This is a genomic window from Ensifer sp. LC384 (assembly GCF_001695865.1).
Taxonomy (GTDB): Bacteria; Pseudomonadota; Alphaproteobacteria; order Rhizobiales; family Rhizobiaceae; genus Ensifer.
In genome coordinates this window covers 1-14,123 of sequence record NZ_MBST01000032.1, presented here as the reverse complement: position 1 = coordinate 14,123, position 14,123 = coordinate 1, and the positions used below count along the sequence as shown (strand labels likewise).

Below are 14,123 nucleotides of genomic sequence, written 5' to 3'. Positions count from 1 at the left end.
GCGTAATCTCAGGGTGTTCTCGTGTTCATGGCGGTATGTCAAACAGCCGGACGAATGCTGCCGTCGGCGCTGCGACACCGCCTGTCTCCGCTGATCGGCGTGCTGATCGCCGCCCTGACCGAACAGGACCCGAAGAATACGGCGCGGCGCATGGCGCTGGTCGCCTTCGTCATCCGCATCCTCAGCGCCGCGATCGCATTCCTGTCCCAGATCATTCTCGCGCGCCTGATGGGCGAGTTCGAATACGGCATCTTCGTCTTCGTCTGGGTGCTGGTGATCCTGTTCGGCAACCTGTCCTGCATCGGCTTCCATTCGACCGTGATCCGCTTCCTGCCCGAGTACCAGGCGACGTCGGCGCTGGCCGAAATTCGTGGCCTGACGACCACCGCCCGGGTCTTTGCCCTCGTGTCGGCAAGCACGCTTGCCCTCGTCGGATTTCTGGGATTGTGGCTCTTCGCCGACCGGATCGAGGGCTACTATCTCGTTCCGCTCTATCTCGGTCTGTTCATCCTACCGATGATCGCGCTTGGCGATGTGATGGACGGCACCGCGCGCGCGCACGGCTGGCCGCTCTCGGCCATGAGCCCCACCTTCATCATTCGCCCTCTGCTGGTGCTCGCCTTCATGGTGCTGGCAACGATGATGGGCGCGCCGCACACGGCGCGCACCGCCATGGTGGCAGCCATGGCCGCCGTCTATGCGACGACCATCAGTCAGTTTCTCGTCCTCACCTGGCGGCTGCGTTCGCGCTATGTCAGTGGGCCGCTTCGGATCGAAATGGGACGATGGCTCCAGGTCGCGGTCCCGATCTTCCTGATCGACGGCTTCGGCTTCCTGCTGACCAATTCCGACGTGGTCATCGTCGGCTTCTATCTCAAACCCGATGATGTCGCCGTCTATTTCGCCGCCGCCAAGACGATGGCACTGGTGCATTTCGTCATGTTCTCGGTCAAGGCAGCGGCAGGCCCCCGTATCGCGGTCGCGATGGCCGCCCGCGACCGCAGGCAATTGGCAGACATCGCCGTCGACAGTGCGCGTTGGGCATTCTGGCCATCGCTCCTGCTCGGGACCATGGTCCTGCTTGCCGGTCCCTTCCTGCTTTCGCTCTTCGGCCCTGCTTTCGTCGGCGGCTTGCCGCTAATGGCCATCCTCTTTGCCGGCATCATGGCCAAGGCTTTCATCGGCCCTGCCGAAATCCTGCTGACGATGGCAGGTCAGCAGACGCTCTGCGTGATCCTTTACGCTGGCGCACTGGTGGCCAACATCGCGCTTAACCTGAGCCTCATTCCTCTCTTCGGATTGACCGGTGCTGCATTTGCAACCGCCGGTGCTATGTTCGTCGAGGCTATGCTGCTTCATTTCGCCGTAAGGCGCACCTTCGGTTTCGCGCTCTTCGCTCTCGCAAGCGGGCGTCCGAACCATGACAACAACGGGGCGATCCATCCATGATCGGCAATACCAATCTTCCCGGTGACGCAGACGACAGGGCGGCCCGCATTCTTGGCGGGCTGGCGCCGATGGGCCACCCCCATCCACAGGCAGAACACATGCTTGCGGTCGGGCGGCCCGGACGACATCTTGCCATCTACCCGGCCAAGGCCGGTTATGAATTGCAGCGTGAGCTCGACTTCCTGTCGAACCGGGCGCTCGAGCCGAACGTGTTCTTCACCGGCCGCTTCCTGGCACCCGCAATGCCCCGGCTCGAGGAGCGCGTGATCCGGCTCGCCATCATCCGCGATAACGATGAACGCCGCAGCCGCATGCGTTTCCTGATGCCGTTCTCGATTGAGAAACCCGGCTTTTCCATCGGCGCCCCGATCATCCGCGCCTGGTCCAATCCGTTCGGCCCGCTTGGCGTGCCGTTGCTCGATGCCGAGGATGCGGCTGAGACGATCGACAACCTGTTCGAAGCCCTGACCAATCCATCAGCAACCCTGCCCCGGGTTCTGGTGCTGCCGGACGTACGCCTGAAGGGCAAATTCGCGCAGCTGGCGCGCGCCGTCGCCATCGGTCGGAATCTGCCGCTGACGGTGACCGACACGTTCAGCCGGCCGATGCTCGAGAGCCTGCTTGACGGCCCGACCTATCTGAAGAAATCGATCAGCCCGGCGCATTTCCGCGAATTGCGGCGCCAGTGGGACCAGCTGGAGAAGCGCGGGCAGCTTGCCTATTCGGTCGCACGCCAGCCCAGCGAGATCCGCATTCGCATGGAAGAGTTCCTTGCGCTGGAAGCGTCCGGCTGGAAGGGCCGCGAACGCAGCGCCATGGTGCTCGACCGCTTCCGCGCGGCCTTTGCCCGCGAGGCGATCACCAATCTCGCCGAGGCCGATAGCGTCCGCATCCACACGCTCGATCTCGACGGCAAGGCGATCGCCTCCATGGTCGTATTCCTGATGTCCGGCGAGGCCTATACGTGGAAGACGGCCTACGACGAGCGCTACGCGAAGTTCTCGCCCGGCAAGTTGCTGCTGGCGGAACTGACCGAATGGCATCTCGATGACGCCAACATCGCCCGCTCCGATTCCTGTGCCGTTCCCGACCACCCGATCATGAGCCGCTTCTGGCAGGAGCGCGAAGAGATGGGCACGCTGGTGATCGGCCTGCAGCAGACCCGCGACCGCGACGTCCGGCAGGTCGCCGCACAGCTGCACCTTTACCGCAACACCCGCAACATGGCGCGGATGCTGCGGGAAAAGATCAAGGCGCTCGCCGGGCGCTGACCTGTTTCAGTCGGTGGGCGAATGCGGCGGTTCCGCCGCCGCCCGCTCGCGCAGGATCCGGCGAATGACCTTGCCCGACGTCGTCAACGGCAGGCTGTCGACAAAGGCGATCTCCCGGGGATACTCGTGCATCGACAGCCGCGTCTTCACCCATTCGCGGATGGACTGAGCCGTCTTGTCGTCGCCAGCGATACCCGGTCTTAAAACGACATAGGCCTTGACGATTTCCGTGCGCAGCGCGTCGGGCTTTCCGACGGCCGCAGCAAGCTGCACATCCGGATGGCCGGCAAGACAGTCCTCGATCTCTCCCGGGCCGATGCGATAGCCCGAAGACGTGATCACGTCGTCATCTCGCCCGAAGAAGGTGAAATAGCCTTCCGCATCCATCACGCCCTGGTCGCCTGTTGTCATCCAGTCGCCGATGAATTTCGCGTTGGTTGCCGTCTCGTTATTCCAGTAGCCAAGAAACATCACCGGGTCTGGCCGCTTGATCGCCACCTGTCCGACGGTTCCGGCCGGCAATTCGCGGCCATCGCCGTCGATGATCGCCACCCGATGGCCCGGCGCCGCTTTGCCCATCGCGCCCGGCTTGACAACACCGAGATCGGCGGCCGACGAAATGACGATATTGCACTCCGTCTGGCCATAGAACTCGCTGACGTCGAGGCCGAGTGCTGCCCTGGCCCATTCAAAGGTTTCGCGCCCGAGCGCCTCGCCGGCGGAACCGACGGTCCTCAGATTGAGACGGTATCGATCGCGCGGCCTGTCGACCGCCTTCATCAGCCGCAATGCTGTCGGCGGAATGAAGGCGTTGCGCACGTCCATCTCTTCGAGGATCCGAAAAGCCGTGTGCGGATCGAACTTCTGCGCCGGCGACGAGACCACGGGAACGCCGAGCAGCAGCGAGGGCAGCAGCGCGTTCAACAATCCGCCGGCCCAGGCCCAGTCCGCAGGCGTCCACATCCGGTCGCCCGGTTGCGGCAGGAAATGATGGTGAAACTGGAACCCCGGGAGGTGGCCGAGCAGCACCCGGTGCCCATGCAGGGCGCCCTTGGGCGGCCCGGTCGTTCCCGAAGTGTAGATCATCAATGCCGGATCGTCAGGCGTGGTATCCGCCGCGACAAAGCCGTCAGCATCGCCTGAGGCAAGGTCGGTGAAACCGAGCGTGCCGGGAACGCCTTCGGCTCCAGCCAGCACGACCAGCCGCAAATCCGGCAGCCGCTCGCGGATGGCCGCCACGCGCTCGTGGCCAAAAGCATTGGTGACGATTGCCGCGGCACCGGCATCTGCCAACCTGTACTCCAGCGCCTCGACCCCGAAGAGCAAGGCGAGCGGCAGGGCGATCGCGCCGAGTTTGTAGATGGCCGCGTGCGCAATGGCAGCCTCGAACCCCTGCGGCAACAGGATCGCCACCCGGTCTCCCGGCTTGACCCCCTGGCGTTCGAGCCCGCGCGCGAAAGCGGAGGATTGCCGAGAGAAAGCGCCGTAAGTCAGCGTCCGATGGGCGCCATCCGGGCTGAAATGCTGAAGACAGATGCGCTCCGGCGCTTTTGCGGCCCAGGCGTCGCTCACCGCAACGCCGATATTGAACTTCGCGGGGATCTGCCACCGGAATGCGCCGTAGAGTTCGTCGTAATTCTCGATTGTCGGTAACATGGCCCCGCCGCAACAGATTTCTGCTGCACCGCACCTAACATTTTCGCCCGCCGTTGTTCAATCACCGGGGCGGCAAGGGTGCCGACCAACCTGCGCCGCAGCCGGGATTGCTGACCCGGAGATGGGCGCCTGGGATAAAAACAAAAAGGTCATTCTGTGTGTTGCCGGATCCGAATCGGAAGTCCGCGACAAATCAACGGCGATGTGAGCGGCATGGGCGATGAAAGGCGGCTCTACGGGAACCACATGTTTAGCTGACATGAAAGCGCGCCGCAAACAGATGGCGGCAAGCGCGATGCACAAGCTCGTTCCCGGGGAGGATCGTTAGCTCCCAGCATGGACGCCGCCGGTATTCGATTGGGCCTCACTCCGTCGCGTCGTGATCATCATCGTCGTCGTCAAGTATACCACCGTAATCAACACCGGTGTGTGCTTGAAGAAGCTCTATCTGCACAGGCGTGAGAAAACGCTCGTACACCTCGATGTCTTCGGGAGTGATCTCCCATTCGACGCTAACCTGACTTACGAAACGCTCAAGATCAGATGTTATCATCCAATCACGGACAACACCGAGTATTGTCGTGGGTCCTGGAAATTTCGAAGCAAAATCTTTTGGTATAATCTTACTAAGTTCGTCGAGATTATTCACCCCAAATGCGTTCAACTCACGCATTAGCTCGGAAACTCCTTCCCTTCTGTAATCACCCTCAAGTTTAAAGTTATTCTTTGACGCCCATTGCCTGACGAACTGCTCTATACTCAGGACATTCAAATCAATCTCTAAACTTCCCTCAGATGCGCTTTTCGATACATGCTCAATATAGCTATCTATCTCTATTGAAAGGTCGCTAAAACCATTATCAGCAGTCTCCATTAGGCCCGCCAACAAGAAAAGTTTTCGTTCGATATGCTGGGGAAGCTTGCCATTAAATTTATAATTTCTGTCGTGAGCCAACTCAGCCCATGCGTGCTGAAGAACCGTCCGGATCTGGATTTCAAACTTGAGCCCCTCAAGTCTTTTGTTTTCCTGAAGGCGCGCTCTATCAGCACCGAGGTCGCAAACAAAATGGACTGAGCGGTAGCCCACCTCGTTAATCGACAGAAGTTCATCTTTGTTTCGGCTATTCGAAACGTCGACACAGAAATTGCTCTTAATAATATCAGAAACTTTTTCGATGTCGTAATCAAAGTATACAACTACTCTAATCCCGGAAATGTCCGTCATTTGAAGGGCTGGATCTTTGTAGCTCTTTCTTTTCGCCTTCGATAAACAATCTGATGGAGACTTTGTTCTTCCGGAAACCGTGAGGAATGGTATTCCTGCGTCCTTCAGCAGGCTTCGTATGGTAAGCTCCACAGATGCGGTTAGGCTCCTAAACTTGGGATGATTATCGTCTAACCAGTCTTGAAACCGCATCGTCCTCGCCTTGCGCCAGATTTGACGCAACACACCTAGTATTTAATCTGAGGTTGAGCAACACTCTGCAACCTCCGGTCAACACCCTTTGTTTTGTTTCGGTTAAGCGCCCTAATTCCCTTCGGCAGGAGCGCTTGTACGAGCACATATCGGCGCACAAAAGACGAACAGATTTATCCCACACATTTCGAGGTTCGAAAATGTGGGACAAAAACAGCGAAAAAGCTCAATAAAAACAGCGTTGGTTTTTAGTAGTGGTGCCCCATGCCGGGGTCGAACCAGCACTCCTTTCGGAACTCGATTTTGAGTCGAGCGCGTCTACCAATTCCGCCAATGGGGCTCAGGGATGTAAGATATCAGCGGCTGGGATTTACACGAAGGTTTTTGCCGCGGTCAACCATCATTTTCAACGAATACATGTCGCGCAAAACTGTGCAGCGGTTTTGCGATTACGACATGCGCAAAAAACAGGAACGCAAAGGGCGGCAAGCGATGCCGAAAGGTCGCGATGCGGCTTACAGCGCCGCGCGTCAAATATGACGCGCAAAGGACGCTGTAACGCTTTAAACTCGCTGCATGATTTTCTCCTTAAATCGAATCCGATTTAAGGAATTATGCAGTAGCGGAGCGGCAATCACGAAAGCGTGCAAAGGTGACGCAGAGGACGTGATTTACAGCGGGTGCCGTCGCACCTAAGAAGGCCATATTTAGTTGCAATGCAGCATATGCCGGACACAGATCCGTTATGCTTTCCAGCGTGAGGTACGCATGATCGACGCTTCCACCGCTTCCCGCCATCACCTGCTCATCGCCGTTCTCGTCACACTCGGCATGGCGGCGACCGTTGGCGGCGCGCTCGGTTTCGAACACCTTGGCGGGTACATCCCCTGCGCGCTTTGCCTGCTGCAGCGCGATCCCTATTACTACGGCATCCCGCTCGGTATTCTGGCTGTTATCACCAGTGCCTTGCGGCTGCCGGCCTGGACGACGCGCAGCCTGCTTCTGGCGATCGGCATCCTGATGCTCGTCGGTGCGGGCATGGGCGTCTATCACTCGGGTGCGGAATGGGGCTTATGGGAGGGTCCGTCGACCTGCGCGACGACGGCGCAGGGCGTATCGTCGAATGTCGGCGACCTGCTGGGCGATCTCGATTCCAAGCACGCCCCGTCCTGCTCTGAGGCGGCGCTTCGGGTGCTCGGTCTGTCCTTTGCCGGTTGGAATGTGATTGCCAGCCTGATCTTTGCAGCGATCGCCTTGCGCGGCGCTGCGAAGGCCTGATCCCCGAGACTGAAACGGCCTGCCTTCAGGAGATGGCCGCGTGACAATGAACTAAGCGGCGTGCGCAATACTGCATAATTCCTTAAATCGGAATCGATTTAAGGAATTATGCAGTAACTCAAAGTGTTACTGCGACCTTTGCGCGTCATATTTGACGCGCGGCGCCGTAACTCCGCTCTCGGCCTGCCGTCGTCCACATGGCCGAGATGCCTCAGGGCTGCAGTTCGACATCCCAGTAGAGATAGTCCATCCAGCTTTCATGCAGGTGGTTCGGCGGGAAAAGCCGGCCATTGTTGTGCAGGTCCTGCACCGTCGGGTGATAGGGCTTCTGGTGCGGGAACATGCCGGCCTGCTTCGGCAGCTTGCTGCCCTTGCGCAGATTGCAGGGCGAGCAGGCCGCAACGACGTTTTCCCAGGTTGTCTGGCCGCCATGGGCCCGCGGCACCACATGGTCGAAGGTCAGATCGTCGGGCGTGCCGCAATACTGGCATTCGAACTTGTCGCGCAGGAAGACGTTGAACCGGGTGAACGCCGGATGACGCGACGGCTGCACGTAGCTCTTGAGGCAAACAACGCTGGGCAACCGCATCGAGAAGCTGGGCGAGGAGACCGAGTGCTCGTACTCCGCGAGGATAATCACACGGTCAAGGAAGACGGCCTTGATCGCGTCCTGCCAGGACCAGAGCGACAAGGGGTAATAACTCAGCGGCCGATAGTCAGCGTTCAAGACGAGCGCCGGCAAGGCCTGCGGTGAGACTGCAATCGTCAAGCGTATTCTCCTGATCGATTCGGCATCTGCACCTTCTATATTAGGCCCGTTGCAACAGGATTGTGAAGCCGGAAAGAAAAACGAACAGCGGATTCGCTTTTTCCTTCAAGACGTCACAGGAACAGCATCCCGCCGCATTTCTTGCGCGTAATAGGCCCAGAACAGACGTGCCGCGACGCTGCGCCAAGGCGACCATGACGCGGCCAGCGAATCAATCTCGCGGGCGGTCGGGCGCAACTCCAGACCGAGACCGTGGCTGATCGCGTTTTGCAACGCGACATCGCCGGATGGAAAGACATCCGGATGCCCGGCGCAAAACAACAGATAGACCTCCGCTGTCCAGCGCCCGACGCCCTTGATGGTCGTCAGCTCGTGGATCGCCTCCTTGGCTTCGACATTGCAAATCGCGTCGAGGTCGATCTCGCCGGCAACAACCACCTGTGCCACCCGCCTCAGCGCGTCGGCCTTGGCGCGGGAAAGCCCGATCGTCCGGCAATCCTCGTCGCTGAGTGTCAGGGCGGCAGGCGCGGTGATCTCACCGAGCGACACTTCCATGCGTTTCCAGATCGCCGCAGCGCTTGCCTTCGACACCATCTGCGACACGATGATGCTGGCAAGACCGCGATAGCCGGGGTCGGTTCGTCTGAGCGGCACGGGCCCGGCCCTGGCCACGACATGCTCGAGACGGGCGTCTAGCATCACCAGACCAGCAAGGCCCGCCTCGATGTCCTCATGTGTTCGGATGATCCGCATGGCGCCTCCAAAAAGCGGATGATTTTTATACCGCTTCCATGCCAAAGGGAAACGATGGCAGACACGTCATCCGCACAACCTGTTTTCCGTTTTGCACCGAGTCCGAACGGCCTTCTGCATCTGGGCCACGCGCTGTCGGCGATGCTCAACCACGACATGGCGCGCGCATCGGGAGGGCGGTTCCTGCTGCGCATCGAGGATATCGACCGGACGCGCTGCCGTCCGGAATTCGAGGCCGCGATCTCTAGCGATCTCGCTTGGCTCGGGCTTGAGTGGGAACGGCCAGTGCGCCGGCAATCGGACCATCTCGACCTTTACGCATCCGCGCTCCGGCGGCTGAACGATATGGGCCTCGTCTATCCCTCGGCCCTGTCGCGCGGCGAGATCAAGGCGGCGGTTGCCAATGCTGAAGCTGAGGGCAGGAGCTGGCCGCGCGATCCGGACGGCACACCGCTCTACCCCGGGCGCGAGCGCGATCTGGAGACCGGTGCGCGCAACGCCATCATCGCAGGCGGCAAGCCCTATGCCTGGCGGCTGGACATGCAAAAGGCGGTGCTTGCGGCCGGTGGACCTCCCCTCGTCTGGCAGGAAACCGGCAGTGGACCGGATGGAGAGACGGGCACCATAAAGGCCGATCCTGCCGCCTGGGGCGACGTCATCCTGTCGCGCTCCGACGCGCCGTCGAGCTACCATCTGTCTGTTGTCGTCGACGATGCGCTGCAAGGCATAACCCATGTGGTGCGCGGACGCGACCTCTATCACGCAACCGCCGTGCACCGCCTGCTGCAGCGGCTGCTGGATCTGCCCGAACCCAACTACCACCATCACCGCCTGCTGCTCGGCGCCGACGGCCGGAAGCTTTCCAAGAGCAATCGGGACACCGGTATTTCAGCCTTCCGCGAGGCTGGCCGGTCGCCGGCCGACATCCGTGCCCTGATCCTCTAAGCGAACTTAGTCCTCGGTCGTGCGCACGCCCTGGAAACTGCGCCGCACCATGCGCTTGACCCGATATTTAAGGATCGCGGCATTGATCTCGGCGCCGATGATGAAGATCGCCGCGACTATATAGAGGAACACCAGCACGATCATGATCGAGGCCAGACCCGCATAGGTCGAGACATAGGTCGCAAAGGTCGAGAGGTAATAGGCGAAGGTGTAGCCGCCGATCGTCCAGCAGAGCAGCGTCAGAAAAATGCCCGGCAACACGTCGACGACCTTGCGGTGACCATCCGGCAGCCACAGGTGCGACATAAACAGCCCCCCCGTCACCACGACCAGTGCCAGCGGCAAGCTCCAGTTGTCGACGGTCGCCAGCACGCCGTCGAGCCAGGGCAGCCATTCGCCGGCATAGCGAAGCGCCAGCGGCACGGCAACGAGAATAATGCTCAGCGCCGCAAGGATCAGCACCCCGGCGATCACGAACCCGAGGCTGGCAAGGCGCGTCACGTACCAGTAGCGGCTTTCCGTCACCCGGTAGGCGCGGTTGAGCGACACCCGCAGCGCCTCGACGCCATTCGAGGCGAAGTAGGCGGCTGCGAGCACCGAAACGGTCAGCAGGCCGCCGCGCGGAATGGTCAGCACCTGTACGATCTCGTTGGCGATCGGGGTGGCGATCGACTCCGGCCAGGCGTCGAAAATGAGGTGAACCGCGGTCTCGGCAAACTGATCGGCCCCAAGAAAGCTGCCGAGCGCCGTACCGAAAATCAGGAAGGGGAAGACGGCAAGCAAGGACGAAAGCGCCACATGGCTCGCCATGGCCCAGCCGTCGTCCAGACTGAAGTGCCATAGCGCATCGAACACGACTTTCCAGATGATGCGAATAAACGCTGGCATTTCCACTCCGGCCCAGTGGCGCCGCGGTCGCCTGCCTTTGCATGCGGGTCCTTGGGCGCCGTTCCACGGCATTGACGCTCATCCGTCCGCGACAACGTACACGGGTTTGGGCTCGCGCAATTCAATTGTATCCCGCCGATGAATATGGGAAACGGGGGCAGGATTTCTACAGGAATCGACAGGATGTCCGATCGCCCCACAATCATTGTCACCGGTTGTTCATCCGGGATTGGCGCCCATTGTGCCCGCGCGCTGCATGCGGACGGTTGGCGGGTGTTTGCAACCGTGCGCCGCGAAGAGGACCGAAGCGCCCTGGAAAACGAGGGCATCGAAACCTTCCTGATGGACTATACCAAGCCGGAGACGATCGCCGCCCTCGTCGAGGCAGTAATGGCGCGCTCCGGCGGTCGTATCGATGCGCTGTTCAACAACGGCGCCTATGGCCAGGCCGGCGCCGTCGAGGACCTGCCGCCGGAAGCCCTGCGGCTGCAGCTGGAAACCAACGTCATCGGCTGGCACGACCTGACGCGGCGGGTGATCCCGGCGATGCGGGCGCGCGGAAGCGGCCGCATCGTGCAATGCTCCTCCATCCTCGGCATCGTGCCCTATCGCTGGCGCGGCGCCTATAACGCATCGAAGTTCGCGATCGAGGCGCTGTCGCTGACCCTGAGAATGGAACTCGCCGGAAGTGGCATCAAGGTGAGCCTAATCGAGCCGGGGCCGATCGCCTCGAAATTCACCGCCAATGCGGTGACCTATATCGAGCGCTTCATCGACCTGAAGAATTCGGTCCACCGCGCCGAGTACGAGCGGCAGATGCGCCGCCTGAAAGGCGAGAGCAAACCGGTCGCAGGCAAGCTCGGACCAGAAGCCGTATATGCAGTCCTAAAGCACGCGCTGGCAGCAAAGAGACCGAAACCGCACTATATTGTAACAAGGCCCGCCAAGCAGGGCGCGTTCCTGAAGAAGCTCCTGCCGGCCGCATTGTTTTACCGTATTATCGGCCGACTCGGCTGAGTGAAAACGCAAGGGAGCATTCGATGTCCAGTTTCGTCACCGGCCTGACCCTGTTTGTCATGGGGCTGGTCGTCATCGTTCTGATCCGCGGCCTCTTGAACATGATGAGGGGTGGCAGCAGCAGTAAATCCAACAAGCTGATGCAGGCCCGTGTACTGCTGCAGGCAGTCGCGATCGTATTGATCATGCTGACGCTATGGATCACCGGCGGCGGCCGCCCCGCCTGAGGAACGTGACGACACCATGGTCAAGCTCAACAAGATCTACACCCGGACGGGCGACAACGGCACCACCGGGCTCGTCTCCGGTGCGCGCCGCCTGAAGAGCGATCTCCGGGTCGACGCGTACGGCGCCGTCGATGAGGCCAACGCTTTCGTCGGGCTCGCACGGCAACACACCGCCGATGCCGTCGATCTCGACGCCGCCTTGATGCGGATCCAGAACGATCTCTTCGATCTCGGCGCCGATCTCGCGACCCCCGACACCGGCGAGAAGCCGGAATACGAGCCGCTTCGCATCGTCGCCACGCAGGTAACCTGGCTCGAAGCCGAGATCGATCGGCTGAACGCCGATCTCCAGCCCCTGCGCTCCTTCGTGCTGCCGGCCGGCAGCGCCGCATCCGCCGCGCTCCATGTGGCGCGAACCGTTGCCCGACGTGCCGAGCGGCAGATGGTGGCGCTTGCCCAGCTCGAGGCCGAAATCGTCAGCCGCGAGGCGATCGCCTACATCAATCGGCTGTCGGATTTCCTGTTCGTCGCAGCCCGCTGGGCAAACGACAAGGGACATGCCGACGTCCTTTGGATTCCCGGGAAAAACAGATAACGTTTCCGACTCCATGGCGCGTCTAGATCGGCGCCGGACTGTAGGATCACGCTTCGGGGGACCGCATGTTCATACCGCTTCACGACAGGAACACCCTGAAGCACATCAAGGTTCAGTATGTGACAATCAGCCTGATCGTCATCAACATCGTCGTCTGGCTGATAACCGGTCCGATCGCCACGGAAGAATTCGCCAACGCGACGTTGCTGGGCTTCGGCTATATCCCGGCGCTCATCTTTGACTATGCCCAGCTCGACCCGTCGCTGATCATCGTGCCTGATGGTTTCACCTTCATCACCTATTCCTTCCTGCATGGCGGCTTCATGCATCTGGCGATGAACATGCTGTTTCTCTGGGTGTTCGGCGACAATGTCGAGGATGCGCTCGGGCACTTTCGCTTTCTTGTGTTCTATCTCGCCTGTGCCGCTGCCGGGGCCTTGGCGCATGGCCTGCTCGACCCGGCATCGGAAGCCCCGCTGATCGGTGCATCGGGCGCGATCTCCGGCGTGGTCGCCGCCTATTTTCTGCTGCACCCGAAGGTGCGTGTCTGGGTTCTGGTGTTCTTCCGGTTACCGCTGCCCCTGCCGGCGGCCATTCCGCTCGCCTTCTGGATCGGCCAGCAATTCTTCATGCTTGTGGTCGATCCCGGTAGTGGCGTCTCCTGGAGCGCCCATGTCGGCGGCATCGTCGCGGGGCTGGTACTGGTGGTCATTTTGCGACGCCGCGGCGTCCCGCTCTTCGACCGCACGATCGTCACGCCCCGCGCTGTCGAACACAAGGCGGAGTCCGTCGTCGTCTCGCCGCAACCCACGCCGGAAACGCGCAAACCACCGACACCCTGGGGTCGCCCGACAGCTTGAAACCGCGGACTTGAGATCCAACCCGCACCGGTTTCGTCGTCATTTCAAGGGCTTGACCTCCCATGAACGATAGGAAGAGTACGCTCGTACCGCATCGGCGAAGAGGTCTTGTCAGGTCACTTTCTTACGTGTACGTAAACGTTATTCCAATTCTCGGGATTATATCGATTTAGCGCCATGCACAGTGATTGTAATTGGAGAAAAAACGCGTATCGATGTCGCCCACCGACAATCAGGCGGCTCCGTTAAGGCGCATTTTCCTGCGAAAGCTCTTGGAGGGAAGAATCCATGAAAATACTTGTGACGGTCAAGCGGGTGGTTGACTACAACGTCAAGATCCGGGTGAAGGCGGACGGCTCGGGTGTCGAGCTGGCCAATGTGAAGATGTCGATGAACCCGTTCGACGAGATCTCGGTGGAAGAGGCGCTGCGGCTGAAGGAAGCCGGCAAGGCCGACGAGGTCGTCGTCGTGTCGGTCGGTCCGGCCAAGGCCGAAGAGACGCTGAGGACGGCGCTGGCGATGGGCGCCGACCGCGCCATCCTGGTCGAGACCGACGACCCGGTCGAGCCGCTCGCCGTTGCCAAGATCGTCAAGGGTGTTGCCGAGGCCGAACAGCCGGGGCTGATCATCGTCGGCAAGCAGGCGATCGATGACGACAGCAACCAGACCGGCCAGATGCTGTCGGCACTCTTGGGCTGGGCCCAGGGGACGTTTGCTTCCAAGGTCGAGATCGGTGAGGGAAGCGCGACGGTGACGCGCGAAGTTGATGGCGGTCTGCAGACGATCGCCATCACGCTGCCGGCGGTGGTGACCACCGACCTGCGGCTGAACGAGCCGCGTTACGCCTCGCTGCCCAACATCATGAAGGCGAAGAAGAAGCCGCTCGACAGACACACGCCGGCCGATTTCGGCGTCGACACGACGGCGCGGCTGAAGGTGCTGAAGACCGAGGAGCCGGAAGGCCGCAAGGCCGGCATCAAGGTCAAGTCGGTGGCCGA

At 60.8% G+C, this 14,123-nt stretch carries 14 protein-coding genes and 1 tRNA gene; 9 read left to right on the top strand and 6 right to left on the bottom strand.

Going from position 1 to position 14,123, the window contains the following annotated elements; genetic code table 11:
* Positions 1-54 precede the first annotated feature (54 nt).
* Positions 55-1,449: a lipopolysaccharide biosynthesis protein gene (locus BC363_RS21645; protein ID WP_065784921.1), complete on the top strand. Its 1,395-nt coding sequence runs from the start codon at positions 55-57 to the stop codon at positions 1,447-1,449.
* Positions 1,446-2,720, top strand: coding sequence for a GNAT family N-acetyltransferase (locus BC363_RS21640; protein WP_065784920.1), 1,275 nt, complete (start codon positions 1,446-1,448; stop codon positions 2,718-2,720). Before BC363_RS21645 ends, BC363_RS21640 begins: the two co-directional genes overlap by 4 nt.
* 6 nt (positions 2,721-2,726) lie before the next feature.
* On the opposite strand, the gene BC363_RS21635 is transcribed toward BC363_RS21640, so the two are convergent.
* From BC363_RS21635 to BC363_RS21625, 3 genes are all read right to left on the bottom strand, one after another.
* A complete protein-coding gene (locus tag BC363_RS21635; protein WP_065784919.1) occupies positions 2,727-4,376 on the bottom strand; it encodes an AMP-binding protein in 1,650 nt (549 codons plus the stop codon).
* A 364-nt stretch (positions 4,377-4,740) separates the two neighbouring features.
* Complete coding sequence (locus BC363_RS21630) at positions 4,741-5,793, bottom strand: hypothetical protein (protein ID WP_065784918.1); 1,053 nt, start codon at positions 5,791-5,793, stop codon at positions 4,741-4,743.
* A gap of 255 nt (positions 5,794-6,048) precedes the next feature.
* Positions 6,049-6,133, bottom strand: a tRNA-Leu gene (locus BC363_RS21625).
* 428 nt (positions 6,134-6,561) lie between these two features.
* Here BC363_RS21625 and BC363_RS21620 point away from each other — a divergent pair.
* Entirely contained in the window at positions 6,562-7,071 is a 510-nt protein-coding gene (locus BC363_RS21620) for a disulfide bond formation protein B (protein ID WP_065784917.1), read from the top strand.
* Positions 7,072-7,282: 211 nt separating this feature from the next.
* On the opposite strand, the gene BC363_RS21615 is transcribed toward BC363_RS21620, so the two are convergent.
* Positions 7,283-7,840: an HNH endonuclease gene (locus BC363_RS21615; protein WP_065784916.1), complete on the bottom strand. Its 558-nt coding sequence runs from the start codon at positions 7,838-7,840 to the stop codon at positions 7,283-7,285.
* A 105-nt stretch (positions 7,841-7,945) separates the two neighbouring features.
* Positions 7,946-8,593 carry a DNA-3-methyladenine glycosylase gene (locus BC363_RS21610; protein WP_065784915.1) on the bottom strand — a complete coding sequence of 216 codons (648 nt, stop codon included), beginning with the start codon at positions 8,591-8,593 and terminating at the stop codon, positions 7,946-7,948.
* A 54-nt stretch (positions 8,594-8,647) separates the two neighbouring features.
* Between BC363_RS21610 and gluQRS the strand changes: the two genes are divergently transcribed.
* A complete protein-coding gene (gluQRS, locus tag BC363_RS21605) occupies positions 8,648-9,538 on the top strand; it encodes a tRNA glutamyl-Q(34) synthetase GluQRS (protein ID WP_065784914.1) in 891 nt (296 codons plus the stop codon).
* Positions 9,539-9,544: 6 nt separating this feature from the next.
* On the opposite strand, the gene BC363_RS21600 is transcribed toward gluQRS, so the two are convergent.
* Positions 9,545-10,426 (bottom strand): YihY/virulence factor BrkB family protein, encoded by an 882-nt coding sequence (locus BC363_RS21600; protein WP_065784913.1) that lies wholly within the window; start codon positions 10,424-10,426, stop codon positions 9,545-9,547.
* Between the two features lie 183 nt (positions 10,427-10,609).
* On the opposite strand from BC363_RS21600, the gene BC363_RS21595 reads away from it, so the two are divergent.
* From BC363_RS21595 to BC363_RS21575, 5 genes are all read left to right on the top strand, one after another.
* Positions 10,610-11,443: an SDR family oxidoreductase gene (locus tag BC363_RS21595; RefSeq protein WP_065784912.1), complete on the top strand. Its 834-nt coding sequence runs from the start codon at positions 10,610-10,612 to the stop codon at positions 11,441-11,443.
* Between the two features lie 23 nt (positions 11,444-11,466).
* On the top strand, positions 11,467-11,670 hold the full coding sequence (locus BC363_RS21590) for a twin transmembrane helix small protein (RefSeq protein ID WP_025424626.1): 204 nt from the start codon (positions 11,467-11,469) through the stop codon (positions 11,668-11,670).
* A gap of 16 nt (positions 11,671-11,686) precedes the next feature.
* On the top strand, positions 11,687-12,265 hold the full coding sequence (locus tag BC363_RS21585) for a cob(I)yrinic acid a,c-diamide adenosyltransferase (RefSeq protein WP_065784911.1): 579 nt from the start codon (positions 11,687-11,689) through the stop codon (positions 12,263-12,265).
* A gap of 65 nt (positions 12,266-12,330) precedes the next feature.
* Positions 12,331-13,125 (top strand): rhomboid family intramembrane serine protease, encoded by a 795-nt coding sequence (locus BC363_RS21580; protein WP_065784910.1) that lies wholly within the window; start codon positions 12,331-12,333, stop codon positions 13,123-13,125.
* Between the two features lie 288 nt (positions 13,126-13,413).
* The coding region (locus tag BC363_RS21575) for an electron transfer flavoprotein subunit beta/FixA family protein (RefSeq protein WP_065793328.1) at positions 13,414-14,123 on the top strand (710 nt) is incomplete at its 3' end.

What these genes read in the sequence shown, in the direction of transcription:
- BC363_RS21620 (WP_065784917.1), top strand. Translation starts at nt 6,562, where the DNA reads ATGATCGACGCTTCCACCGCTTCCCGCCATCACCTGCTCATCGCCGTT.
- BC363_RS21590 (WP_025424626.1), top strand. Translation starts at nt 11,467, where the DNA reads ATGTCCAGTTTCGTCACCGGCCTGACCCTGTTTGTCATGGGGCTGGTC.
- BC363_RS21635 (WP_065784919.1), bottom strand. Translation starts at nt 4,376, where the DNA reads ATGTTACCGACAATCGAGAATTACGACGAACTCTACGGCGCATTCCGG.
- BC363_RS21630 (WP_065784918.1), bottom strand. Translation starts at nt 5,793, where the DNA reads ATGCGGTTTCAAGACTGGTTAGACGATAATCATCCCAAGTTTAGGAGC.
- BC363_RS21610 (WP_065784915.1), bottom strand. Translation starts at nt 8,593, where the DNA reads ATGCGGATCATCCGAACACATGAGGACATCGAGGCGGGCCTTGCTGGT.
- BC363_RS21600 (WP_065784913.1), bottom strand. Translation starts at nt 10,426, where the DNA reads ATGCCAGCGTTTATTCGCATCATCTGGAAAGTCGTGTTCGATGCGCTA.
- BC363_RS21595 (WP_065784912.1), top strand. Translation starts at nt 10,610, where the DNA reads ATGTCCGATCGCCCCACAATCATTGTCACCGGTTGTTCATCCGGGATT.
- gluQRS (WP_065784914.1), top strand. Translation starts at nt 8,648, where the DNA reads ATGGCAGACACGTCATCCGCACAACCTGTTTTCCGTTTTGCACCGAGT.
- BC363_RS21645 (WP_065784921.1), top strand. Translation starts at nt 55, where the DNA reads ATGCTGCCGTCGGCGCTGCGACACCGCCTGTCTCCGCTGATCGGCGTG.
- BC363_RS21580 (WP_065784910.1), top strand. Translation starts at nt 12,331, where the DNA reads ATGTTCATACCGCTTCACGACAGGAACACCCTGAAGCACATCAAGGTT.
- BC363_RS21640 (WP_065784920.1), top strand. Translation starts at nt 1,446, where the DNA reads ATGATCGGCAATACCAATCTTCCCGGTGACGCAGACGACAGGGCGGCC.
- BC363_RS21585 (WP_065784911.1), top strand. Translation starts at nt 11,687, where the DNA reads ATGGTCAAGCTCAACAAGATCTACACCCGGACGGGCGACAACGGCACC.